The organism is Pseudarthrobacter sp. W1I19 (genome assembly GCF_030817835.1).
Lineage (GTDB): Bacteria > Actinomycetota > Actinomycetes > Actinomycetales > Micrococcaceae > Arthrobacter.
In genome coordinates, this window is record NZ_JAUSZR010000001.1 from 4334792 (window position 1) to 4353712 (window position 18921).

The 18921-nt window shown below is 65.7% G+C and carries 14 protein-coding genes; 2 read left to right on the forward strand and 12 right to left on the reverse strand.

Annotated features, from left to right (window positions below):
• Nucleotides 1-22: 22 nt before the first annotated feature.
• The 4 genes from dgoD to QF038_RS20070 all read right to left on the reverse strand — a co-directional run bounded on the left by dgoD (nucleotide 23) and on the right by QF038_RS20070 (nucleotide 4416).
• Nucleotides 23-1171 (reverse strand): galactonate dehydratase, encoded by a 1149-nt coding sequence (gene dgoD / locus QF038_RS20055; protein WP_307612635.1) that lies wholly within the window; start codon nucleotides 1169-1171, stop codon nucleotides 23-25.
• A 6-nt stretch (nucleotides 1172-1177) separates the two neighbouring features.
• Nucleotides 1178-2059, reverse strand: a complete 882-nt coding sequence (locus tag QF038_RS20060) for a carbohydrate ABC transporter permease (protein ID WP_307612637.1) — start codon at nucleotides 2057-2059, stop codon at nucleotides 1178-1180.
• The gene (locus tag QF038_RS20065; protein ID WP_307612639.1) at nucleotides 2056-3009 is read right to left on the reverse strand and encodes a carbohydrate ABC transporter permease; all 954 of its coding nucleotides are present in this window, start codon (nucleotides 3007-3009) and stop codon (nucleotides 2056-2058) included. The genes QF038_RS20060 and QF038_RS20065 overlap by 4 nt, the downstream gene beginning before the upstream one ends.
• Nucleotides 3010-3120: 111 nt before the next feature.
• Nucleotides 3121-4416, reverse strand: a complete 1296-nt coding sequence (locus tag QF038_RS20070) for an ABC transporter substrate-binding protein (RefSeq protein ID WP_307612642.1) — start codon at nucleotides 4414-4416, stop codon at nucleotides 3121-3123.
• A 137-nt stretch (nucleotides 4417-4553) separates the two neighbouring features.
• Here QF038_RS20070 and QF038_RS20075 point away from each other — a divergent pair, with 137 nt between their 5' ends.
• Nucleotides 4554-5321 carry a FadR/GntR family transcriptional regulator gene (locus QF038_RS20075; RefSeq protein WP_307612644.1) on the forward strand — a complete coding sequence of 256 codons (768 nt, stop codon included), beginning with the start codon at nucleotides 4554-4556 and terminating at the stop codon, nucleotides 5319-5321.
• Nucleotides 5322-5374: 53 nt separating this feature from the next.
• On the opposite strand, the gene QF038_RS20080 is transcribed toward QF038_RS20075, so the two are convergent.
• Genes QF038_RS20080 through QF038_RS20090 form a run of 3 tightly spaced genes read right to left on the reverse strand, consistent with a single transcriptional unit; the run spans nucleotide 5375 to nucleotide 10058 of the window.
• The gene (locus tag QF038_RS20080) at nucleotides 5375-6319 is read right to left on the reverse strand and encodes an alpha/beta hydrolase (protein WP_307612647.1); all 945 of its coding nucleotides are present in this window, start codon (nucleotides 6317-6319) and stop codon (nucleotides 5375-5377) included.
• Nucleotides 6316-7308, reverse strand: coding sequence for an alpha/beta hydrolase (locus QF038_RS20085; protein WP_307612649.1), 993 nt, complete (start codon nucleotides 7306-7308; stop codon nucleotides 6316-6318). The genes QF038_RS20080 and QF038_RS20085 overlap by 4 nt, the downstream gene beginning before the upstream one ends.
• The gene (locus QF038_RS20090) at nucleotides 7305-10058 is read right to left on the reverse strand and encodes an alpha-L-rhamnosidase (RefSeq protein ID WP_307612651.1); all 2754 of its coding nucleotides are present in this window, start codon (nucleotides 10056-10058) and stop codon (nucleotides 7305-7307) included. The genes QF038_RS20085 and QF038_RS20090 overlap by 4 nt, the downstream gene beginning before the upstream one ends.
• A gap of 150 nt (nucleotides 10059-10208) precedes the next feature.
• On the opposite strand from QF038_RS20090, the gene QF038_RS20095 reads away from it, so the two are divergent.
• The gene (locus tag QF038_RS20095) at nucleotides 10209-11039 is read left to right on the forward strand and encodes an IclR family transcriptional regulator (RefSeq protein ID WP_307612652.1); all 831 of its coding nucleotides are present in this window, start codon (nucleotides 10209-10211) and stop codon (nucleotides 11037-11039) included.
• 36 nt (nucleotides 11040-11075) lie between these two features.
• Here the strand turns inward: QF038_RS20095 and QF038_RS20100 are convergent, their stop codons facing one another.
• The 5 genes from QF038_RS20100 to ilvD all read right to left on the reverse strand — a co-directional run bounded on the left by QF038_RS20100 (nucleotide 11076) and on the right by ilvD (nucleotide 18907).
• A complete protein-coding gene (locus QF038_RS20100) occupies nucleotides 11076-11909 on the reverse strand; it encodes a pyruvate, water dikinase regulatory protein (protein WP_307613543.1) in 834 nt (277 codons plus the stop codon).
• An 18-nt stretch (nucleotides 11910-11927) separates the two neighbouring features.
• Nucleotides 11928-14330: a phosphoenolpyruvate synthase gene (gene ppsA / locus QF038_RS20105; protein ID WP_307612654.1), complete on the reverse strand. Its 2403-nt coding sequence runs from the start codon at nucleotides 14328-14330 to the stop codon at nucleotides 11928-11930.
• A 378-nt stretch (nucleotides 14331-14708) separates the two neighbouring features.
• Entirely contained in the window at nucleotides 14709-16391 is a 1683-nt protein-coding gene (locus tag QF038_RS20110; protein WP_307612655.1) for an HNH endonuclease signature motif containing protein, read from the reverse strand.
• A gap of 158 nt (nucleotides 16392-16549) precedes the next feature.
• Complete coding sequence (locus QF038_RS20115; RefSeq protein ID WP_307612656.1) at nucleotides 16550-17014, reverse strand: phage tail protein; 465 nt, start codon at nucleotides 17012-17014, stop codon at nucleotides 16550-16552.
• 27 nt (nucleotides 17015-17041) lie between these two features.
• On the reverse strand, nucleotides 17042-18907 hold the full coding sequence (gene ilvD / locus QF038_RS20120; RefSeq protein WP_307612658.1) for a dihydroxy-acid dehydratase: 1866 nt from the start codon (nucleotides 18905-18907) through the stop codon (nucleotides 17042-17044).
• Nucleotides 18908-18921 lie beyond the last annotated feature (14 nt).

The following is an 18921-nucleotide window of genomic DNA, read 5'->3' on the forward strand; positions in this document are numbered from 1 at the left end:
TCAATACCCGTGCTTTCGGCCGTCACCATTCGGCAAAGGCGCCGTCCGGCTGGCGCCAGACCGGGCCGCGCCAGGCATGCCCGCGCTTGTCCGCGGCACGGACCACGGCCTCATCGATTTCGATGCCCAGGCCGGGGCCCGTAAGGCGTTCAATGTGCCCATCCACAAACTTCAGCGGCGACTTGTCCACCACGTAGTCCAGAACTTCCGCGCCCTGGTTGTAGTGGATGCCGATGCTTTGTTCCTGGATGAGGAAATTGGGCGTCGCAAACCCCACCTGAAGGCACGCGGCGAGCGCCAGCGGACCCAGCGGGCAGTGCGGCGCAAGCTGCACGTCGTAGACCTCGGCCAGCGAGGCGATCTTGCGGACCTCCGTTATGCCCCCAGCGTGGGAGAGATCCGGCTGCGCCACGGCGATGCCGGCCTGCAGGGCGGGCAGGAATTCCTGCCGGTTGTAGAGCCGTTCGCCGGTGGAGACCGGCGTGGTGGTGGACGCGGTGAACTCCCGCAGCAGGTGCGTGTTTTCCGGGACCACTGGTTCTTCGAGGAAGAAGGGCCGGTACGGTTCCAGCAGAGGTGCCACGCGGCGGGCGTTGGCAAGGCTGAAGCGGCCGTGGAAATCCACGGCGACGTCCCGGTGCTCGCCCAGGACCTCGCGGGCGGCAGCCACCCGCCGGACAACGCCGTCGAGCTCTGCCACCGAGGCGATGGGGCTCATCCGGCCGCTGGCATTCATCTTGACTGCGGTCAGCCCCACCTCCAGCTGGGCGCTGATCTGGTCCGCTACCTCGTTGGGTTCATCTCCGCCCACCCAGCCGTACATCCGGATCCGGTCACGGACGTGCCCGCCAAGGAGCTGGTGCACCGGGGTGTTGAAGTGCTTGCCGGCAATGTCCCACAGGGCTTGGTCCAGGCCGGACACGGCGCTGGCCAGGATGGGGCCGCCGCGGTAGAAGGAGCCCTTGGTCATGACCTGCCAGTGGTCCTCGATCCGGAGCGCGTCATTGCCGATCAGGAATTCGGAGAGTTGTTCGACGGCGGTGCGGACCGTTTCGCTGCGGCCCTCGCAGGTCGCTTCGCCCCAGCCGACGATCCCGCTGTCGGTCTCGATGCGGACGAACAGCCAGCGCGGTGCGACGAGGAAGGTTTCGATCCTGCTGATGAAAGTCACTGTTGCCTAGCCCTTGGTGGCACCGGCGGTGAGGCCGGAGACGATGTACTTCTGCGTGAAAAGCGCAATGATCATGATGGGAATGGTCACCACTGTGGCCGCCGCCATGAGTCCGCCCCAGTCGATGCTGGCGTAAGAGACGAAGTCGAAGATGGCCACGGGCAGCGTTTTGGTGTTGGAGCCGGAAAGCACCAGGGCAAACATGAAGTTGTTCCACGAGAAGATGAACGACAGGATGCCCGCGGTGGCGATGCCGGAGACGGCGAGCGGCAGCGTGATGAGGCGGAACGCACCGATCGGGGTGAGGCCGTCCACCTGGGCGGACTCTTCCAGCTCGAGCGGCAGGGAATCGAAGTAGCTCATCATGATGTAGACGATCAGCGGCAGCGCCACGAACATGTGGCTGAGGATCAGGACCTCGAACTTGCCCACCATCCGCAGGTTCGAGAACACGTAGTACCAGGGCACCAGCAGGGAAACGCCCGGGATGACGCGCGCCATCAGGACCACGAGGGCCGAGCGGTGCATGGTGAACCGGCTCATGGCATAGGCGGCGGGAACGCCAAGCACGATTGACAGCGCGGTGGAAACGAACGCCACCCAGAAGCTGTTGAAGATGAAGATGAAGTAGTTGTTCCGCTGGAGAACGTTGGCGTAGTTCTCACCCGTGGGCGAGAAGATCAAGGCCTTGGCGGTGTCGTAGATGTCCACGTTGGTCTTGAAGGAGGCCAGGAGCATCCAGAACAGCGGGGCGACCAGGAACAGCACCACCACGATGAGGGCCACAACACGGAAGACCTTGTAGAGGCGGGTGGGCAGGGGCTTCCGACGGCGGCGGATCACCTGGGGAGCCGCAGCGGAGGTTTGGCTGGGGGTTGTGACGGTCATTTGCTTACCGCTTTCTTGCGCATGGTCAGCAGCCACATGGAGCCGATGATGATCATGAAGAACAGGATCAGCACCGCTGAGGACAGCCCGTACTGGTTGTAGTCGAAGCTCAGGCCGTAGGCGTAGACGTTCAGGGTCTCCACCTCGTGGAAGGACCCGCCGCCCTTGCCCTTGGTGGCGTACAGGATGTCGAAGGTCTTCAGGGCGTCGATGCCGCGAAGCAGGATGGCGACAACAACGGTGGGCATCATCAGCGGCAGGGTGATGAGGAAGAAGCGCTGGAAGGAGTTGGCGCCGTCCACCCGGGCGGCTTCGTCAGGCTCGTCGGACAGTGACGTCAGGCCGGCAAGAAGGATCAGCACCACCATGGGGGTCCACTGCCATACGTCCATAAAGATGGTGGTTCCGAGCGCGGTGTCCTGGCCCGAGAGCCAGGGCTGCGGCGGGATGCCCACCATGCCCAGTAGCTGGTTGGCGAAGCCGATGTTCGGATCGAAGATCAGCCGCCACATCATGCCCACGGCAACCGGCGTGGCCACCAGCGGCAGCAGGATCGCCACCCGGACCCACTTTTCACCGCGGAACGGGCGCCAAAGGAGCAGCGCGATGCCCATGCCGAGCACCACCTCGCAGACCAGGGCAACGCCGGTGAATGACAGCGTGCGGCCCACTGCCGGCCAGAAACGTTCTGTGTCAGTGAGGACTGTCAGGTAGTTTTCAAGCCCGATGAAGTCCGTTTTGGCGCGGACAGACCCCTGCGAATCCGTGAGGCTCAAGTACAAGGTCCACGCCAGCGGAAAGACGATCAGGACGCCGACAAAGATCATGGCGGGTGCGGCAAAAAGCCATTTGCGGTGCCGGTTCGCCCAGGTGGAGAAATTTCCACCCATGCTGGGAGGGCGTCCTGCGCTTCGTGCCGGGGCGCTGCCGGGCGCGTTCATTACAGACATGGTTCACCTAAGAGTTTGGGGTGAGGCAAGAGCGGGGACCCGGCGGGACGGCAACCATGTGCCGTCCCGCCGGGATCTGATGCGCTTTACGGGTATGAAGCGCGGCGACTGCTACTTCTTTTCGCTGTCCAGGAACTTCTGGAAGGACTCATGGGCGGAGTCGGCTGCCGAGGAGGCGTCCGCGCCGGTGATGCTGGCGACGATCGGCTCGCCCACGATTTCGCGGGCCTTGCCTACCGTGACAACCTCGGGGCGGTCGTGGCCCACACCGTTTTTGGCGCTGACCGCAATGGCATCAGCCAGGTCCTTCGGGTAGGTGGAGGTTCCTTCCGCATTGGACCAGACGGAAGCGCGGGGGCCAGGGACGCCTGCCTTCTGTGCGGCCAGGGTGCGATCCTTGCTCGTGGCCCACTGGATGAACTTCCAGGCATTGTCCTGGTTGCTGGAGGCCTCGTTCACGGCCAGGCCCCAGGAGGGGATGTTGTAAGGCTTGGAACCCGCAGGACCTGCCGGCAGCGGAGCAAACCCGACCGTGTCCGCCACTTTGGACTTGGCGGGATCTGTGGCGTTCTTGTAGAGAGAGTCTGCCTCGGTGTAGAAGGCGGCCTTGCCCTGCGTGAAGATTGCCATCGCCTCGGGCCAGCTCATGTCGGTGCTGACGTTAGCTGGACCATAGTTTTTGATTAGACCGCCATAGTAGGCGTAGGCCTTCTTCGCGGCGTCCGAGTTCACCGTGGACTTGCCGCTGGAATCGGTGAAGTCACCGCCGAAGCTGTACAGGAAGCTGGAGAACTGGGTAACTGCCGCGGACTTGCCGGTGCGGGCAACAAAACCGGCTACCTCGGGGTTGGCTGCCTTGATGGCCTTGGATGCAGCTTCGAGCTCCTCCATGGTCTTGGGAACCTGGAGTCCGGCCGCCTGCAGGAGGTCCTTGCGGTAGTAGAGGACTTCGCGTTCGGTGATGATCGGGACGCCCACAACCTTGCCGTCAACAGTGGTGGCCTTGACCGGGCCCTCCTGGTAGTCCTTCCAGTCCCATCCGGAATCCGAGGACACCTTGTCGGTCAGGTCCGCCAGGTAGCCGTTCTTCGCGAAAGCTTTGCCTTCCTGGAGCGGACGGTACATCATCACATCGATCTCATCGCTGCCGGCGTTGAGCTTGACGTTGTACTGGTCCGAGAGCTGGTCTTCGCCGAGCTGGGTCAGCTCGACCTTAAGGCCGCTCGACTTCTCAAACTCCGGTATAGCGGCCTTGATGCCTTCAGTCCAGACGTGGTTCGCCAAGGTCACCCGGACCGTGCCGGATTCCTTGGCATCGCTGCTGCCCCCGCCACCAGTGCAGGCGGTCAGTCCGAGCGAGAGCGCCGCGGCGACAGCCGCGTACTTCACTACAGAACGTCGCTTCATTACGACTCCCTTGCTTCGAGGGCTGGACACATGGTCAGCCCGCTTACAAATGCATCTTTACATCTGCTTTGGGAGTCAGCATAGACAAATAAAGCAGACATAGACAAGACCTTGGGAAGCACCCGTATGATTTATCCATGAAAAGCCCAAAGGCGGAGTCTCCAACGAACCTGCACGCTTCGCTCGTGCAGAGTCTGGGGCTTGCCATTGCTGAGGGGCGCTTTCCCGCTAACTCGGTCCTGAGGTTGGATGAGTTGGAGGCACAGCACAACGTGTCGCGTTCCGTTGTGAGGGAGGCCGCCCGGGTGCTGTCCTCAAAAGGCCTGCTCGAATCCCGCCGCCGGTTCGGCACAGTGGTGCAGCCGGAAAAATCCTGGAACCTCTACGATCCCGAGGTGATCCGGTGGCGCCTTGCCTCGTCCCGCCGGCTTGAGCAGTTGCAGTCGCTCAACGAACTCCGCGGAGCGGTCGAACCGCAGGCAGCCCGCCTTGCCGCCGAGCGGGCATCGTGGGATGCGGGCAGCGAACTGGTAGCCCTGGCGGCCCGGCTGTGGGCGGCCGGCCAGCGCGGAGACCAGGAAGAGTTCCTTCTGCTGGATGTGGAGTTCCACGCGGCCGTGCTCAATGCTTCCGGCAACGCCATGTTCGCCCAGCTGCAGAACCTCGTGACGGAGGTCCTGACGGGCCGGACGCAACATGGCCTGATGCCGCACCTCCCCCATCACGAAGCTTTGCAGCTGCACGTGGATGTGGCCAGCGCCATCCAGCGCGGGGAGTCGGCCGCAGCTCATGCCGCCATGAGCAGGATCGTGGAGCAGTCCAGCGAAGAGATGAGCCAGATTTGGTCCAGCAGCCACGACGGCGGCGACACGCCACCTGCCGCTTCAGGCAAGGCAGGAACCTAAAACTCCAGACCCGCATCCCCCGGAGCGGGCGGAGCCGCGGCTGTCTGCGATTGTTACCGTACCTTCGCCGAGGCCAGCTCCTGGGCCAGGAAGTCCAGGACAGGCTGTGCCTCCGGGCTGCCGGCCGCGTGGTTGAGGTGCCCGTGAATGGCGCCGCGGGCCAGGAAATAGGACACCGGAACGCCGGCATGGTCCAGGTTGGCTGCAAAGAGCTCCGAGGAGCCGCGGACGTCGTCGTACTCGCACGCGACGATGGCCGTCGGCGGCAGCCCTGACGGGTCGGCATAGCCGGGCATGGCATACGAGGACGCCATACTCACCGGCCCGCCCACGTAGTTCTCGGCATTCCGCACGCAGTCCTCGAGGGTGAAGCGGAGGTGCCGGGGCAGGGTTGCCATCACCTCCTCGTCCAGCCCGCCCGCGGGCGGCGGCAGTTCGGCGTGGAGGAAGGGATAGGCCAGCAGGAGCTTCGCGGGGAGCGGCTTGCCGGCGTCGGTCAGGTAGAGCGCGGCGCCTACGGCGAGGTTCCCGCCGGCACCCGCTCCGCCCAGGCATAGAAGTTCCGGATCCAACCCAAGATCCGCAGCGTTCCGGCGGATCCAGAACCAGGCGGCCAGTGCGTCCTCATGGGGAACCGGGAAGTGCACTCCGTCCCGGGCCAACCGGTAATCGACGGACAGCACCGGTATCCCCGAGGCGGCGAGTACGCGTCCCAGGTAGTCGGACTCGGGCATATCAAGACTGCCGCTGACAAAGCCGCCGCCATGCAGCCATACGAGCGCTGGTCCGCTAGTGGAGGACGGCTCACCGTAGATCCGGATATCCACCGGTCCTCGCCGGCCCTCTGCGCTGACAGTGCGGATGGGCACGTCCGGGCCCATCTGGCTGGGCAGGGTTTCCGGGCCTTCGGGTGCCGCCATATACAAGGCGAAACCAGCGTCAGGCGCGAGCGTCCCGCCGTCGAACGGTACCGACGCCTCCCCCTGGCGGACTGTCATGGCCGGCCCAGCTTTTCGGAGAAGAAGCCGACGGCGGCAGCAAGGATGGTGTCCAGCTGGTCCTCGGCCCCGAAGAAGCAGTGGTCGCCGCCCTTGATGGTGACCACTTCATGCTCGACGCCTGCTGCGGCGAGCGCCGCGGCCAGCAGGTCGGTCTGGGAGTGCGGCACCAGGCCGTCACTGTCGCCGTGGATCAGCAGGAACGGCGCCGCGTCGGCGGTGACATAGCTGACAGGGCTTGCCGCGGCCAGCAGCGCGGGATCGTCCGAGCCGCCCACCAGCATGTACTCGGGCTGCAGGGACATTCCGGCCGGAACAGCGGCGGTCAGTGCCGGCGGGAACAGTCCGTCCGGAGTGTTGATCGGCGGGATGTCCACCAGCGAGGAGACCCCGTAGAAGTCGACGACGGCGCTGACGCCGCTGGAGTGCCCCTGCGCTCCGAGCCCGCCGTGCAGGTCCTCCCGGCCACCGGTTAGTCCCAGCAGTGCCACGAGGTGGCCGCCGGCGGATTCCCCCCAGGCGCCGAACCGTTCCGGGTCGACGCCGAGGTCCGCCGCATGTTCGCGCAGGTAGCGGACGGCCGCCTTCAGGTCGTGCAGCTGCGCCGGGAACGGCGCCTCCAGGCAATGCCGGTAGTCCACCGTCGCGCAGGCAATTCCGGCTTCATTGAGCAGCCGGAACACCGAGTCCGGCACAAAGGTGGGCGGCAGTTCGCGGCGGTCACCCAGCTGGAAGGCTCCGCCGTGGACCCACACCACCAGCGGCACGGGCGCAGTGGCCTGGCGCGGCAGCCAGATGTCCATTTTGAGCGGCCGGAACCCGATAGCCCGCGCATAGGTGACTTCGCGGTGCACGGCAGAGACGTCCGAAACGTTTTCGGGCACGCCCGGGGCGTCAAAGACCGGGAACGGGGGAACGTCCACACCTCCGGGGCGGGCAGTATCCAGGGGTGCAGTTTCGTAGACCTCGGTGGCTTCGTTGACACTCATGGGGCGTTCCTTACAAGCTGGGGGTTTTCGGCAGGGTGGGGTGTTTCGTCAGTTCCGCCGCTGGCGGCGGCAAAGTGGTGCTTTCCGGGTCCGACGACGGCGGGAGGCCGGCCGGGCAGGCGGACTTCGGCGGTGGTCCCGGCCGGGACGGTGGCACACAGCTGCAAGCCGCCGTCGTCCGCTGTCCACTCCACCTCAATCAGGCCGTGAGGTCCCTGATGCGAAGTGGCCGCGGAGGTCAGGCCTGCGCCGGGGCGCGGCTCGATGATGATCCGTTCGTTGCCGGCGCTGCCCGGAGCCTGGCGCAGGCCGGCGGTGTAGCGGTGGAGGAAGGACGCCACGGCGCCCTTGCTGTAGTGGTTCAGGGACTGGTGCGGGGTGCCGGCGTCGTCGATGCCGTTCCAGAGCTCCCACATGGTGGTGGCGCCACGGTCCACCATCACCAGCCAGGAAGGCTCCGAGTCCTGCATCAATAGCTCGTAGGCGATCTCCAGCTCACCGTTGTCCGCAAGGACGGGCAGCAGGTAGGGAGTGGCGAGGAAGCCCGTCCCCACATGCGTGCCCGCCGCCCTGATCAGCGAGACCAGCTGGGACGTCACGGCGGCGCGCTGTTCCAGGCTGACCAGGTCAAAGGCGAGGGCACGGACGCAGTTGGCCTGGCTGGGCCGGGTGACGTGTCCGGCGGCGTCGAGGTATTCCGTTTCCCAGGCCTGCCGGACGTTTTCGGAGAGTTCTGCGAGCGCTTCGGCTTCCTCCCCGCGGCCCAGGACGGCGGCAACCTTCGCGAGCAGGGCCGTGGTGTTCCGGTAGTAGGCGGTGGCTACAATGCCGTGGTCGGCAGAGCGGGCGGCTAACAGGTCCGGTTCCGGACCGTCCGGTTCCATCCATTCTCCCCAGTGGAAGCCGGTATCCCAGAGGTACTTCTCGTGCGGCGCCGGTATTGTGCTGGCCGCCTGCCGGTCCTGGTGCCGGCAGAATTCTGCAGCGGTCCGGACGAACTCCACCCAGCGGTTCATCGCATCCCAGTTCTCGGCGAGGATTCCGGCATCGCCGGTGGCCAGGTACAACTCCCACGGCACCATCACCACGGCGTCGGCCCAGCCGGCCGAACCGTGGACAAAGGCCATGAAGTCAGCGGAGGTGATATCCGGGCGGGGCGACGGGGAGATGTTGGCAATAACGCCGTTCTCCCACTGGTCGGCGCGGACGTCGTTCAGCCACTTCCGCGAGAAGCCTGTGACGTCAAAAAGGTATGCAGCTGTGGGTATGAACAGCTGCCAGTCCCCTGTCCAGCCCGCCTTTTCGCGCTGCGGGCAGTCCGTGGGCACCTCGCAGGCGTTGTCCCGGAAGCTCCACTGCACAATCTCGTGGAGCTTGTTCAGCCGCTCATCGCTGCAAGTGAAGGTGCCAAGCGGTTCCAGATCGGTCTGCACCAGGCATGCGGTGATGTCCTCCGCCGCGAGGTCCTCGATAAGGCCTCGAACCGACGCATACTGGAAGCCGTGGGTAGTATGCCGCGGTTCGAATACTTCACCCGGAGCGCCAGACGCCGTCACCTCATCAACTTGCCCGGCGGACAGGAACTGGCCGGGGTGGCGGAAGTCGAGCGGCCGCAGATGGTCTTGGGTTACGTCACCGCCGGCGTGGAGCGCCTCGCCGTACACGAAGGTGACCTTCTCCTCCGGCGCGCCGAGCCTGGTGAGGCGCACCCAGCCGTGGAGGTTCTGGCCGAAGTCCACCACCTGGTGACCGTTGGCGAGACGGGTGATGGCTACCGGTGCGAGCTCTTCCACGATCCTGGTGGGCGGTGCCACCGGGCCGGTCAGGGTTTCGTAGTTTCCTTTGCGCACGACGGCGGCAGTCGCCTGGGACGCCTCGGTCCCGTTTACTGCCGGCACCCGGAAGTCCACCTGTTGCCCTGCCATCAGGTCCGCGCTGAGGATCTGCGTTCGCGAAACAAGCCAGGACTCATCGGTGCCGATGACCGTCCTGCTGTCCCCCGACTGCAGCTCCAGCTGCGCAAGGAAGGCGGTGTGCGTGCCGTACATGTCGGCGTCGCGCGTGAAGCCGAAGGTTCCGCGGTACCAGCCGTCCGTGAGGACGGCGCGGAGGGCATTGGTGCCGGGACGCAGCAGTGCGGTGACGTCGTAGGTCTGGACCTGGAGGGTGGTGTTGTAGCTGGTGGAGCCGGGGGTGAGCTGCTGGTCGCCCCCGCGATGTCCGTTGAGGAACAGCTCATAGATGCCCTGCGCGGTGGCGTAGGCGCGGGCAGATTCCGCGGTGCTGGCCAGCGTGAAGGTCTTTTCGAAGGCGTAGCCGGGGCGTTCTCCGGGAGCCGGGACGTCCGGCTCCTCGGGGCCGATCCATCGCGCGGTCCAGTCGGAAGGCTGCAGGAGTCCCAGTTCCACCGGCATCGGTTCGGACCACGGGCTGAGCGTCTCAACGCCGTTGACATCCGTGGTCCACGTGCGCACGCGCCATTCGAACCGGCTTCGGGACCGCAGCTCCGGACCGGCGTAGGGCACCAGCAGGTGCTGCGCGGACTCCACCCGGCCGGTATCCCAGCCGTTGCTGGCTGTGATGTGGTATCCGGTTTGGGCTGCTGTTCCGTCCGGCAGCGTCCAACTGAGGCGCGGCCGGGTGGTGGTGACGCCCATTGCCTCGCGGAGGTGCTCCACGCGAAGCCGGGTGGGGGCGGGCGGAGCCATGATGGCTACGTCGACGCCGGCGCCGAGACTGAGGGAGGTCATGCAGGAGACTCCTGAACGTGGGACAGCTGGAGTTCCAGCATCGGTTCCGGCAGGCAGCCTTCCACAGCCATCTTTCATTGGTTGGAATGATATTGTGTTCCAGCTCACGGACTCCTGTCCGAACCTCCAACCGCGCAAGGACCTTCGGCCATGACTGTCACTCCGGACACCGACAGCACTCCCGCCCGCGGGAAGCGGCCCAAGCAGGGCGAACCGGTGATTGACCGGGCGCTGAGCCTTCTCGCGGTCTTTTCCGACCGCCGTCGCGCTTTAACCCTCTCGGAACTGGCCCGCCACGCCGGAATGCCCGCGCCCACCGCGCTGCGCCTCATCGCCCGGCTGGTGGCATGGGGCGCGCTGGAAAGGCTCGACGACGGCCGGTACGTTGTGGGGGTCCGCTTGTGGGAGGTGGCATCCCTGTCGCCGCGCGGCCACGGCGTGCGCGAGATCGCGCTGCCCTACCTGGAGGACCTGTTCGAGGTGACCCGGCACCACGTCCTGCTGGCCGTCCGGGATAACGAGGAAGCCGTCTTGATTGAGCGGCTGTCCTCGAAGGACGCCACGGAAGTGGCCTACCGGGTGGGCGGACGCGCGCCGCTGCGGAGCACCGCCGTCGGACTGGTTCTCCTGGCCGGCGCGGACCAGCAGTTCCAGGAGGCCACGCTGCGGAAGCCGCCCGAGATCGAACCCGGCGTGGAGCACATGCCCGAAGGCCAGCTGCGCCGGACCCTGTCTGATGTGCGGCGCACCGGGATCGCAATGATCCGCCGCTCCGCACCCTCGAAGACGGTGTCCGTAGCATCGCCGATCTTTGACGCGCAGGGGTCCGTGGTGGCCGCCCTGTCCATCGTGGTGCCGGACGGCTCAACCCCGCCCAACGTGCTGGCCCCGGCGGTCCGGGCCACGGCGCGTGCCGTGTCCAGGAATTTGGGCCACCTGGCCGAGGTCAGCCCGGACGTGCGGACGCACTCGGAGGGGTAGGCGGCAGAGATGTTGGCGGTTGGGCCGCGGGCCTGGTCAGTGGTGCAGCTGCATCCGCTGGAGCACCGTGGCGGAGATTTCCTCAACCGACATTGATGCGGAATTTACGTAGGGCACCTGGTTGACCCTGTACATGTCCTCGGCGTTGCGCAGCTCATAGGTGCACTGGCCCAGCGAGGCGTAGTCGCTGCCCGGCCTGCGTTCCTGGCGAATCTGGCTCAGCCTGACGGGCAGGGAGGTCAGCCCAAAGCATTTGTTCACAAAGGGCAGCAATGGTTTCGGCAGGGACAGGCTGGCGAAGTCTTCCTCCACCAGGGGAAAGTTGGCGGCGAGGATGCCGTGCTGCAGCGCCAGGTACATGGTGGTGGGGGTTTTTCCGCACCGCGAGGGAGCGATGAGGATCAGTTCGGCGCGCTCCAGCGCCCGCACCGACTGGCCGTCGTCGTGCTCGATGGCGTATTCAACGGCGGCCATGCGGGACTGGTAACGGACTGCGTCACCCACACCGTGGGCCTGGCCCGGCTGCCCGCTGGCGGGGACATGGAGTGCCTGTTCCAGTTGGCCGATGTGTGCGCCGAACAGGTCGAAGAAGTGCCCTTGGCTCCGGGAAAGGACTGCCCGAATGCCGTTGTCGACGGTGGTGGAGAAGATGATCGGCCGGGGCCCGGCCGCGGCGAGCCGGTCGATGACGCCCACCACCTCGTGGGCCTGCTCCACCGTGGTGATAAAGGGAATAGTCCGGCGTTCAAGGTGCCGGGTGGGAAATTGCGTGAGCAAGGTATTGCCCAGCGTTTCGGCGGTGATGCCGGTGCTGTCGGAAAGGAAGAACACCGTGGGGGCAGACGAGCTGCCCGCCCCCACGGTATCCATCAGGTGTTCGTCCGCCACTTAGACCGCTGAGCGCGTTCCGGAACGGGCCAGGCGCAGCCAGGTGTCGGTCACGGCGTCAGGGTTCAGCGAGATGGAACTGATGCCCTGTTCCAGGAGCCACTCGGCAAAGTCCGGGTGGTCGCTGGGGCCCTGGCCGCAAATGCCGACGTACTTGCCCTTGGCGCGGCAGGCAGCAATGGCCATTTCCAGCAGCCTGGTCACCGCCGGGTTGCGTTCGTCGAAGCCTTCGGCAACCAGTGCCGAATCGCGGTCAAGGCCCAGGGTCAGCTGGGTCAGGTCGTTGGAGCCGATGGAAAAGCCGTCGAAGTATTCCAGGAATTCATCGGCGAGCAGGGCGTTGGCGGGCAGTTCACACATCATCACGATCTCCAGCCCGTCCTCACCCCGGCGCAGCCCGTTGGCGGCGAGCAGCTCGGTCACTCCCCGGGCCTCGTCCAGGGTCCGCACGAACGGGACCATGATCTTGATGTTGGACAGGCCCATTTCGTTGCGGACGAACTTCAGGGCTTCGCACTCAAGCTCGAATGCCTGCCGGAACGAATCCGAGAGGTACCGGGACGCGCCCCGGTAGCCGATCATCGGGTTCTCCTCGGTTGGTTCGAACGCGGGACCGCCCAGCAGGTTGGCGTACTCGTTGGACTTGAAGTCCGAGAGCCGGATGATGACGGGTTCGGGGGCAAACGCCGCGGCGATCGTGGAAATGCCCTCGGCCAGGCGCCGGACGTAGTAGTCCCGGGGCCCGTCGTAGGCAGCGGTCTTCTCGCGGATCTGGCGCACGGTGTAGTCCGAGAGACCAGCAGGGCGTTCGATTTCTCCCGCCACTGCCAGCAGGGCATTGGGGTGGATGCCGATCTGCCGGTTGATGATGAATTCGAGGCGGGCCAATCCAACGCCGTGGTGCGGAAGGCGGGCAAAGCTGAAGGCCTGCTCAGGGGTTCCCACGTTCATCATGATCTTGACCGGTGCCGGCGGCATGGTGTCCAGGCTGGTCTCGCTCAGCGTGTAGTCCAGCAGGCCCTCGTAGACCAGGCCTGCCTCGCCCTCGGCGCAGGAAACCGTGACCGGTGCACCGTCCGCCAGGACCCGGGAAGCATTGCCGGTACCGACGACGGCCGGGATGCCAAGCTCGCGGGCAATGATGGCTGCATGGCAGGTGCGCCCGCCACGGTCGGTGACGATGGCGGCGGCCTTCTTCATGATCGGTTCCCAGTCCGGGTCCGTCATGTTGGCCACGAGGACGTCACCGGCCTGGAACGAGGCCATCTGGTCGATCGAGGTGAGGACCCGCACCTGGCCCGCACCGATGCGCTGGCCGATGGCCCGCCCCTCGACCAGGACGGTCGAGCGCTCGTTCAGGGTGTACCGGGAGATGGTGCCGGTGGCTTTGCGGGACTCAACGGTCTCAGGACGCGCCTGAAGGATGTAGAGCTCTCCGTCCACACCGTCCTTCCCCCACTCGATGTCCATGGGGCGGCCGTAGTGCGCCTCGATGGCCATCGCGTGGCGGGCGAGCTCCTCGACTTCTGCATCGGTGAGGCTGAAACGGCGGCGAAGGTCCTGCGGCACAGGAACGAAGTCCACTGTCCGGCCCACCTCACGGGATTCCGTGTAGGTCATCTGGACTGCTTTTTCGCCGAGGCCGCGCTTGAGCACGGCCGGCCGGCCGGCTGCCAGGGCGGCCTTGTGGACGTAGAACTCGTCAGGGTTAACAGCGCCCTGGACCACAGCCTCGCCGAGGCCGTAGGAAGAGGTGATGAAGACGGCGTCGTTGAAGCCCGTTTCGGTGTCCATGGTGAACATCACCCCGGACGCGCCGACGTCGGAGCGGACCATGCGCTGGACGCCGGCCGAGAGTGCCACTTCTGAATGTGTGAAGCCGTGATGTACCCGGTAGGCGATGGCGCGGTCGTTGTAGAGCGAGGCGAAGACGTCCTTGATGGCGAGCAGGATGTTATCCACGCCCCGGATATTCAGGAAAGTCTCCTGCTGCCCGGCGAAGGAAGCATCTGGCAGGTCCTCGGCCGTGGCGCTGGAGCGCACTGCCCACGACACGTCACCGCCATGGTTGTCCGTCAAGCGGTGGTAGGCCGACCGGACCTGCTCCTCGAAACCGGCTGGAAAGGGGGTGCTGCGGATCAGGTCCCGGATCTGCTTCCCCGCCAGGGCCAGGGCCGTCACGTCGCCGCTGTCCAGATCCTTAAGGATCCCTTCGATCCGGGTGTCGAGGCCGGACCCGCTCAAGAAACGCCGGTAGGCGTCTGCTGTGGTGGCGAAACCGTCCGGGACCTTGACCCCGGCGGAGGCGAGGTTTCGGACCATTTCGCCGAGCGAGGCGTTCTTGCCGCCGACTTGATCGAGATCGGACAGGCCGAGGTCAGAAAACCAAAGAACGTCAGTCATAGGTGGTGCTCCTTCGTTGGGCACGCTCTGACAAGCGCTGAAAAAAGATGTGATGCAAGGTTGGGCGGGAAAGTCGCCCAGAAGCAACCGCATGTGACCTACGCGACACTCCGGGGATGTAATGAAGAGTCACCAAAGAGGCGAATTCGTGCCTATTGTCACCTGGCGGCGCGCCGACAATGTTGGCGCGCGTATGTGATGTCGGTGGAAGGCATCCAGACTGGCCAGGCCTTCGCGCGCTGGATTGAGCCGGCCCGGAACCGGGGCGGCTCAAATCCTGAGGCTCCATCCTAATCAAGTCCACATACGCGACGGCCAATGACGGACACTAGCGGAATGCGGCAGCGCCGAAACCGCGACAGCCGAAGCACCGTCTGCCTAGAACGGTGGTGGCTCTGGCTGTTGGAGTGGATACAGGACTTTTCCGTGGTCGGCTGCTTCGGTGGTGTAGTGCCGGCCCAGCGGTGAACGCCACTCAAGGTCCCCGGAAGGGGAAGAGTGTCTGTAACTCCACGCGCCGATGGACTTCAGCGCGTGGTGCCGGCGGCAGAGCATGGCCAGGTTTCCGGGATCGGTAGTCCCGCCGTCCTGCCACTCGATGGTGTGATCGGGCTCGCAGGCGCTGGCCCTATGGGTGCATCCCGGGAAACGGCAGGTCCCGTCGCGGCACTGCAGGTACCGGCGCAGCGCCTTCGGTGGACGATATGCCCGGCGCCCCGCACCCAACGCCTGCCCGGTGGTACCGTCCGTGAACAGCAGGTACCAGGCAGGCGCCAGGGCAGCCAAACACCGGGCCGTAGCAGCATCAAGGGGGCCGTACCCCTCGAGTTCAGCCGTTCCGAAGTCACCAGCCGCAGGTCCGGCCGCGCCAACCCCAGCCGCCCCAGACTCAGCTCCTGGCAGCCCGGCCGCACCAAGTCCAGCCGCCGCGGAGGGCAATGTGGCTGGTTCAGCCGCTACGGCATCGCCGCCGGAACCCGGGCTGCCGCCCATAACCTGTCCCACCGGGATAGTCACCACGATCTCGGGGCGGAACACCCCGGATTCCGCCCCGTCAGGGCCACCAAAAAGCTTGTCGGACGCGCCCGATTCAGGCCCACCCAAGAGGCGGTAGGCCAGCGACTCGGCGCGGAACTCCGACAGCGTAGGCGAATCCGCACCAGCGCCGGCCCCACGTGCAGTGCCGGATCCCGGCGCAGTGCCGGCCCCAGGTGCAGTGCCGGATCCCGGTGCAGTGCCGGGTTCAGCAGCAGCGCTGTGTCCAGAAGCCGAGCCGGGCCCGGGAAGGTCCCTGAGGTCCTTGAGCTCCGCGGCCCGTGCGCTGGCCAGCCGCGCATCACGATCGAGTCCGCTATAGATCGCCATTCCGACCTCCGCGGTGAGGAACGCCGTGAGCGTGCACATCCCGTCCGGCTCAGCCCTAAACCAGACACCGCGCTCACGCCGGGCCGCCTCTTTGCGGGCCGCGAGGCTTTCAGGGTGAAGCTGTTCACGCAACCGCCGCAGACAGGCACGCAATTCAGCCGGTGTGCGCCTGCGGCCATGCCGGGTCCTCGTGCGCCGCAGCGCAACCGATGCAAACCTTTCAGCCTGCCCGTCAGGGAGGGAACGGGCCTGATCAACAATGATCCGCGCATGCGCGTCCGAAATGTCGCCCGCCTCCAGCGCTTCAAGGACCTCCCAAAGCGGCCCCGTCAGCTCCGACGCATCATTGAGCAAGCGCGCAGCCGTGCCTTCCGAGAGGGCGCAGGCAGTTGAGACTTCGGTGACAGCAAGCGCATGGGCCTCGTCCCCGCCAAACCGTACCGGCTGGTTCTCCTGCCGCCCACGAGATTCTTCCGCAACAGCTTCCTCCACCCGGGCAAGCCCGCCATGCTTCATGCCCGTCGCCCAGGCGATCAGCCTGTCAGCCGACTGCACCATCCGGATGGCACCATCGGCGGTCAGGAAGGCAGGAACCGGAAAACTCACCGTCCCGGCCAACAGCGAATCCTCCCCGTCCGTGAACTCGACAACCGGAACCCACGCCTCGTCGTCGATGACGAACGGCCCAACCTCCACGCTGCACCCCCTCCACGGAACCAATGCCCCTCCTCCTCGGGACACTTTCAGACTACGAGCAGGGTCAGACATTCATGCCCCCAACCGATCCGCACAGGATTCATGCCGCCAAGTGTGCATCCCGTTCCACAGGAGTCAGTGCGGGAAGGGGTTCCGGGTCAGTACTCGCCCTTGATCACAAAGTAGGAGCCGCGGATGACGCCGGCGAGCTTCGACTTCTGCCGCGCGAACTTGAAGCTGGACGCCAGTTCCTCGGGAACATCCATGCCGTCAGACAGCTTGAATCCGACTGCCCGTTTCCCGCCTTCCTCGAGGCCGTACATCACGTTGATGGCCAGGCCGGACTCATAAAACACGTACGCCATCCGCAGCCCGTCCACTTCGAAGGAAGACACCTCGAGTGGACGGGATGCGATGACGAGGTTGCGCTCGGTGGAGAGGATGTTGTGCACGTACGCCACCGTCTCCGGCGCCTCGTCGGCGGGGGTGACGGTGAAATCGTGGTCGTACTTGTTTTTGTAGTACCGCGCCTCGTTGGCCCGCAGCCCGGCCAGCGCCTCAGCGACCGGCGATGATTCCAGGCCAACGGTGGACACGTTCTTGAAATCTACGGTGTACGGCATGCATCCTCCTGTAAGTTCCAGCGCAGCCTACACGAGGTTCTCCACCAGCGAGACGTCCCGCACCGCACCCTTGTCGGCAGACAGTGCCATTGCGGCGTAGGCGCGCAGGGCCGGGGAGACATAGCGGTCCCGGTTCTTGGCCTTGTACCCGCCATTGGCCTCCAGTTTTTCGCGGCGTTCGGCGAGGACCTCGTCGGGGACCTGCAGCTGTAGGGAGCGCTGCGTGATGTCGATGCTGATGATGTCGCCGTCCTCAACCAGGGCGATCGTGCCGCCGGAGGCAGCCTCCGGGGAGATATGCCCGATCGACAGGCCCGAGGTGCCGCCGGAGAAGCGGCCGTCCGTGATGAGGGCGCACTTCTTGCCGAGCCCGCGGCCCTTGAGGAACGACGTCGGATAGAGCATTTCCTGCATGCCCGGACCACCGCGCGGGCCCTCGTAGCGGATGACCACCACGTCGCCTTCCTTGACGCCCTTGTTCAGGATCTTTTCCACGGCTTCGTCCTGGGACTCGCACACCACTGCCGGACCTTCGAAGGTCCAGATGGACTCGTCCACGCCGGCGGTCTTCACCACGGCACCGTCCACGGCCACGTTGCCGCGGAGCACGGCCAGTCCGCCGTCCTTGGAGTAGGCGTGCTCCACCGAGCGGATGCAGCCTTCCGCGGCGTCGGTGTCCAGGGAGGTCCACTGGTTCGACTGGGAGAAGGCGGTGGAGGAGCGGACCCCGCCGGGAGCCGCATGCCAGAGGGCCTTCGCTTCTTCGGTGGCCTTGCCGCCGCGGATGTCCCAGTCATCCAGCCAGCCGTCCAGGTCCGCGGAGTGCACGGAGTGGACGTTCTTGTGCAGGAGGCCGCCGCGGTTCAGTTCGCCCAGCAGTGCGGGGATGCCGCCGGCGCGGTGCACGTCCTCCATGTAATAGGTCTTGTCCTTGGCGACGTTCGGGGCCACCTTTGCCAGGCAGGGCACCTGGCGCGACTTGGCATCCATCTCGGCCAGTCCGTACTCCACGCCCGCTTCCTGGGCCGCGGCCAGCAGGTGCAGGATCGTGTTTGTGGAACCGCCCATCGAGATGTCCAGGGCCATGGCGTTGTCAAAGGCCTCGGCAGTGGCGATGGAGCGCGGCAGAACTGAGTCGTCGTCGCCGTCGTAATAGCGCTTGACGAGTTCGACGACGGTGGCGCCGGCCTTCTCGTACAGCGCCTTGCGCGCGGTGTGGGTCGCGAGCACGGAGCCGTTGCCCGGCAGGGCCAGTCCGATGGCCTCGGCGAGGCAGTTCATGGAGTTGGCGGTGAACATGCCGGAGCAGGAACCGCAGGTGGGGCAGGCGTTCTCTTCAATGAGGTTGATGTCTTCATCGGAAATGGACTCGTCCACGGCGTCGGCAATCGCGTTCACGAGGTCCAGGGAGCGTACGGAGCCGTCGGTCAGGGTCACACGGCCAGCCTCCATGGGCCCGCCGGAGACGAACACTACGGGGATGTTCAGGCGCAGCGCGGCCATGAGCATGCCCGGCGTGATCTTGTCGCAGTTGGAGATGCACACCAGGGCGTCGGCGCAGTGTGCGTTGACCATGTACTCCACGGAGTCGGCGATCAGGTCGCGGGAAGGCAGGGAGTAGAGCATGCCGGAGTGGCCCATGGCGATGCCGTCGTCCACGGCAATGGTGTTGAATTCCCGAGGCACGGCGCCGGCGGCAAGGATCGCGTCGGAGACAATCCGTCCCACGGGGGCGAGGTGGGTGTGCCCCGGGACAAACTCGGTGAAGGAGTTGGCGACGGCGATGATCGGCTTCCCGATGTCCGAGTTGGCGACGCCGGAGGCGCGCAGCAGTGCGCGGGCGCCGGCCATGTTGCGGCCATGGGTGACTGTTTTAGAGCGAAGTGCAGGCATGCTACCGATCCTGC

Excerpts from the sequence above, each read along its gene's own strand:
- QF038_RS20060 (WP_307612637.1), bottom strand. The coding sequence starts at position 2,059 with ATGACCGTCACAACCCCCAGCCAAACCTCCGCTGCGGCTCCCCAGGTG.
- QF038_RS20065 (WP_307612639.1), bottom strand. The coding sequence starts at position 3,009 with ATGTCTGTAATGAACGCGCCCGGCAGCGCCCCGGCACGAAGCGCAGGA.
- QF038_RS20070 (WP_307612642.1), bottom strand. The coding sequence starts at position 4,416 with ATGAAGCGACGTTCTGTAGTGAAGTACGCGGCTGTCGCCGCGGCGCTC.
- QF038_RS20075 (WP_307612644.1), top strand. The coding sequence starts at position 4,554 with ATGAAAAGCCCAAAGGCGGAGTCTCCAACGAACCTGCACGCTTCGCTC.
- QF038_RS20080 (WP_307612647.1), bottom strand. The coding sequence starts at position 6,319 with ATGACAGTCCGCCAGGGGGAGGCGTCGGTACCGTTCGACGGCGGGACG.
- QF038_RS20085 (WP_307612649.1), bottom strand. The coding sequence starts at position 7,308 with ATGAGTGTCAACGAAGCCACCGAGGTCTACGAAACTGCACCCCTGGAT.
- QF038_RS20090 (WP_307612651.1), bottom strand. The coding sequence starts at position 10,058 with ATGACCTCCCTCAGTCTCGGCGCCGGCGTCGACGTAGCCATCATGGCT.
- QF038_RS20095 (WP_307612652.1), top strand. The coding sequence starts at position 10,209 with ATGACTGTCACTCCGGACACCGACAGCACTCCCGCCCGCGGGAAGCGG.
- QF038_RS20100 (WP_307613543.1), bottom strand. The coding sequence starts at position 11,909 with ATGGATACCGTGGGGGCGGGCAGCTCGTCTGCCCCCACGGTGTTCTTC.
- ppsA (WP_307612654.1), bottom strand. The coding sequence starts at position 14,330 with ATGACTGACGTTCTTTGGTTTTCTGACCTCGGCCTGTCCGATCTCGAT.
- QF038_RS20115 (WP_307612656.1), bottom strand. The coding sequence starts at position 17,014 with ATGCCGTACACCGTAGATTTCAAGAACGTGTCCACCGTTGGCCTGGAA.
- ilvD (WP_307612658.1), bottom strand. The coding sequence starts at position 18,907 with ATGCCTGCACTTCGCTCTAAAACAGTCACCCATGGCCGCAACATGGCC.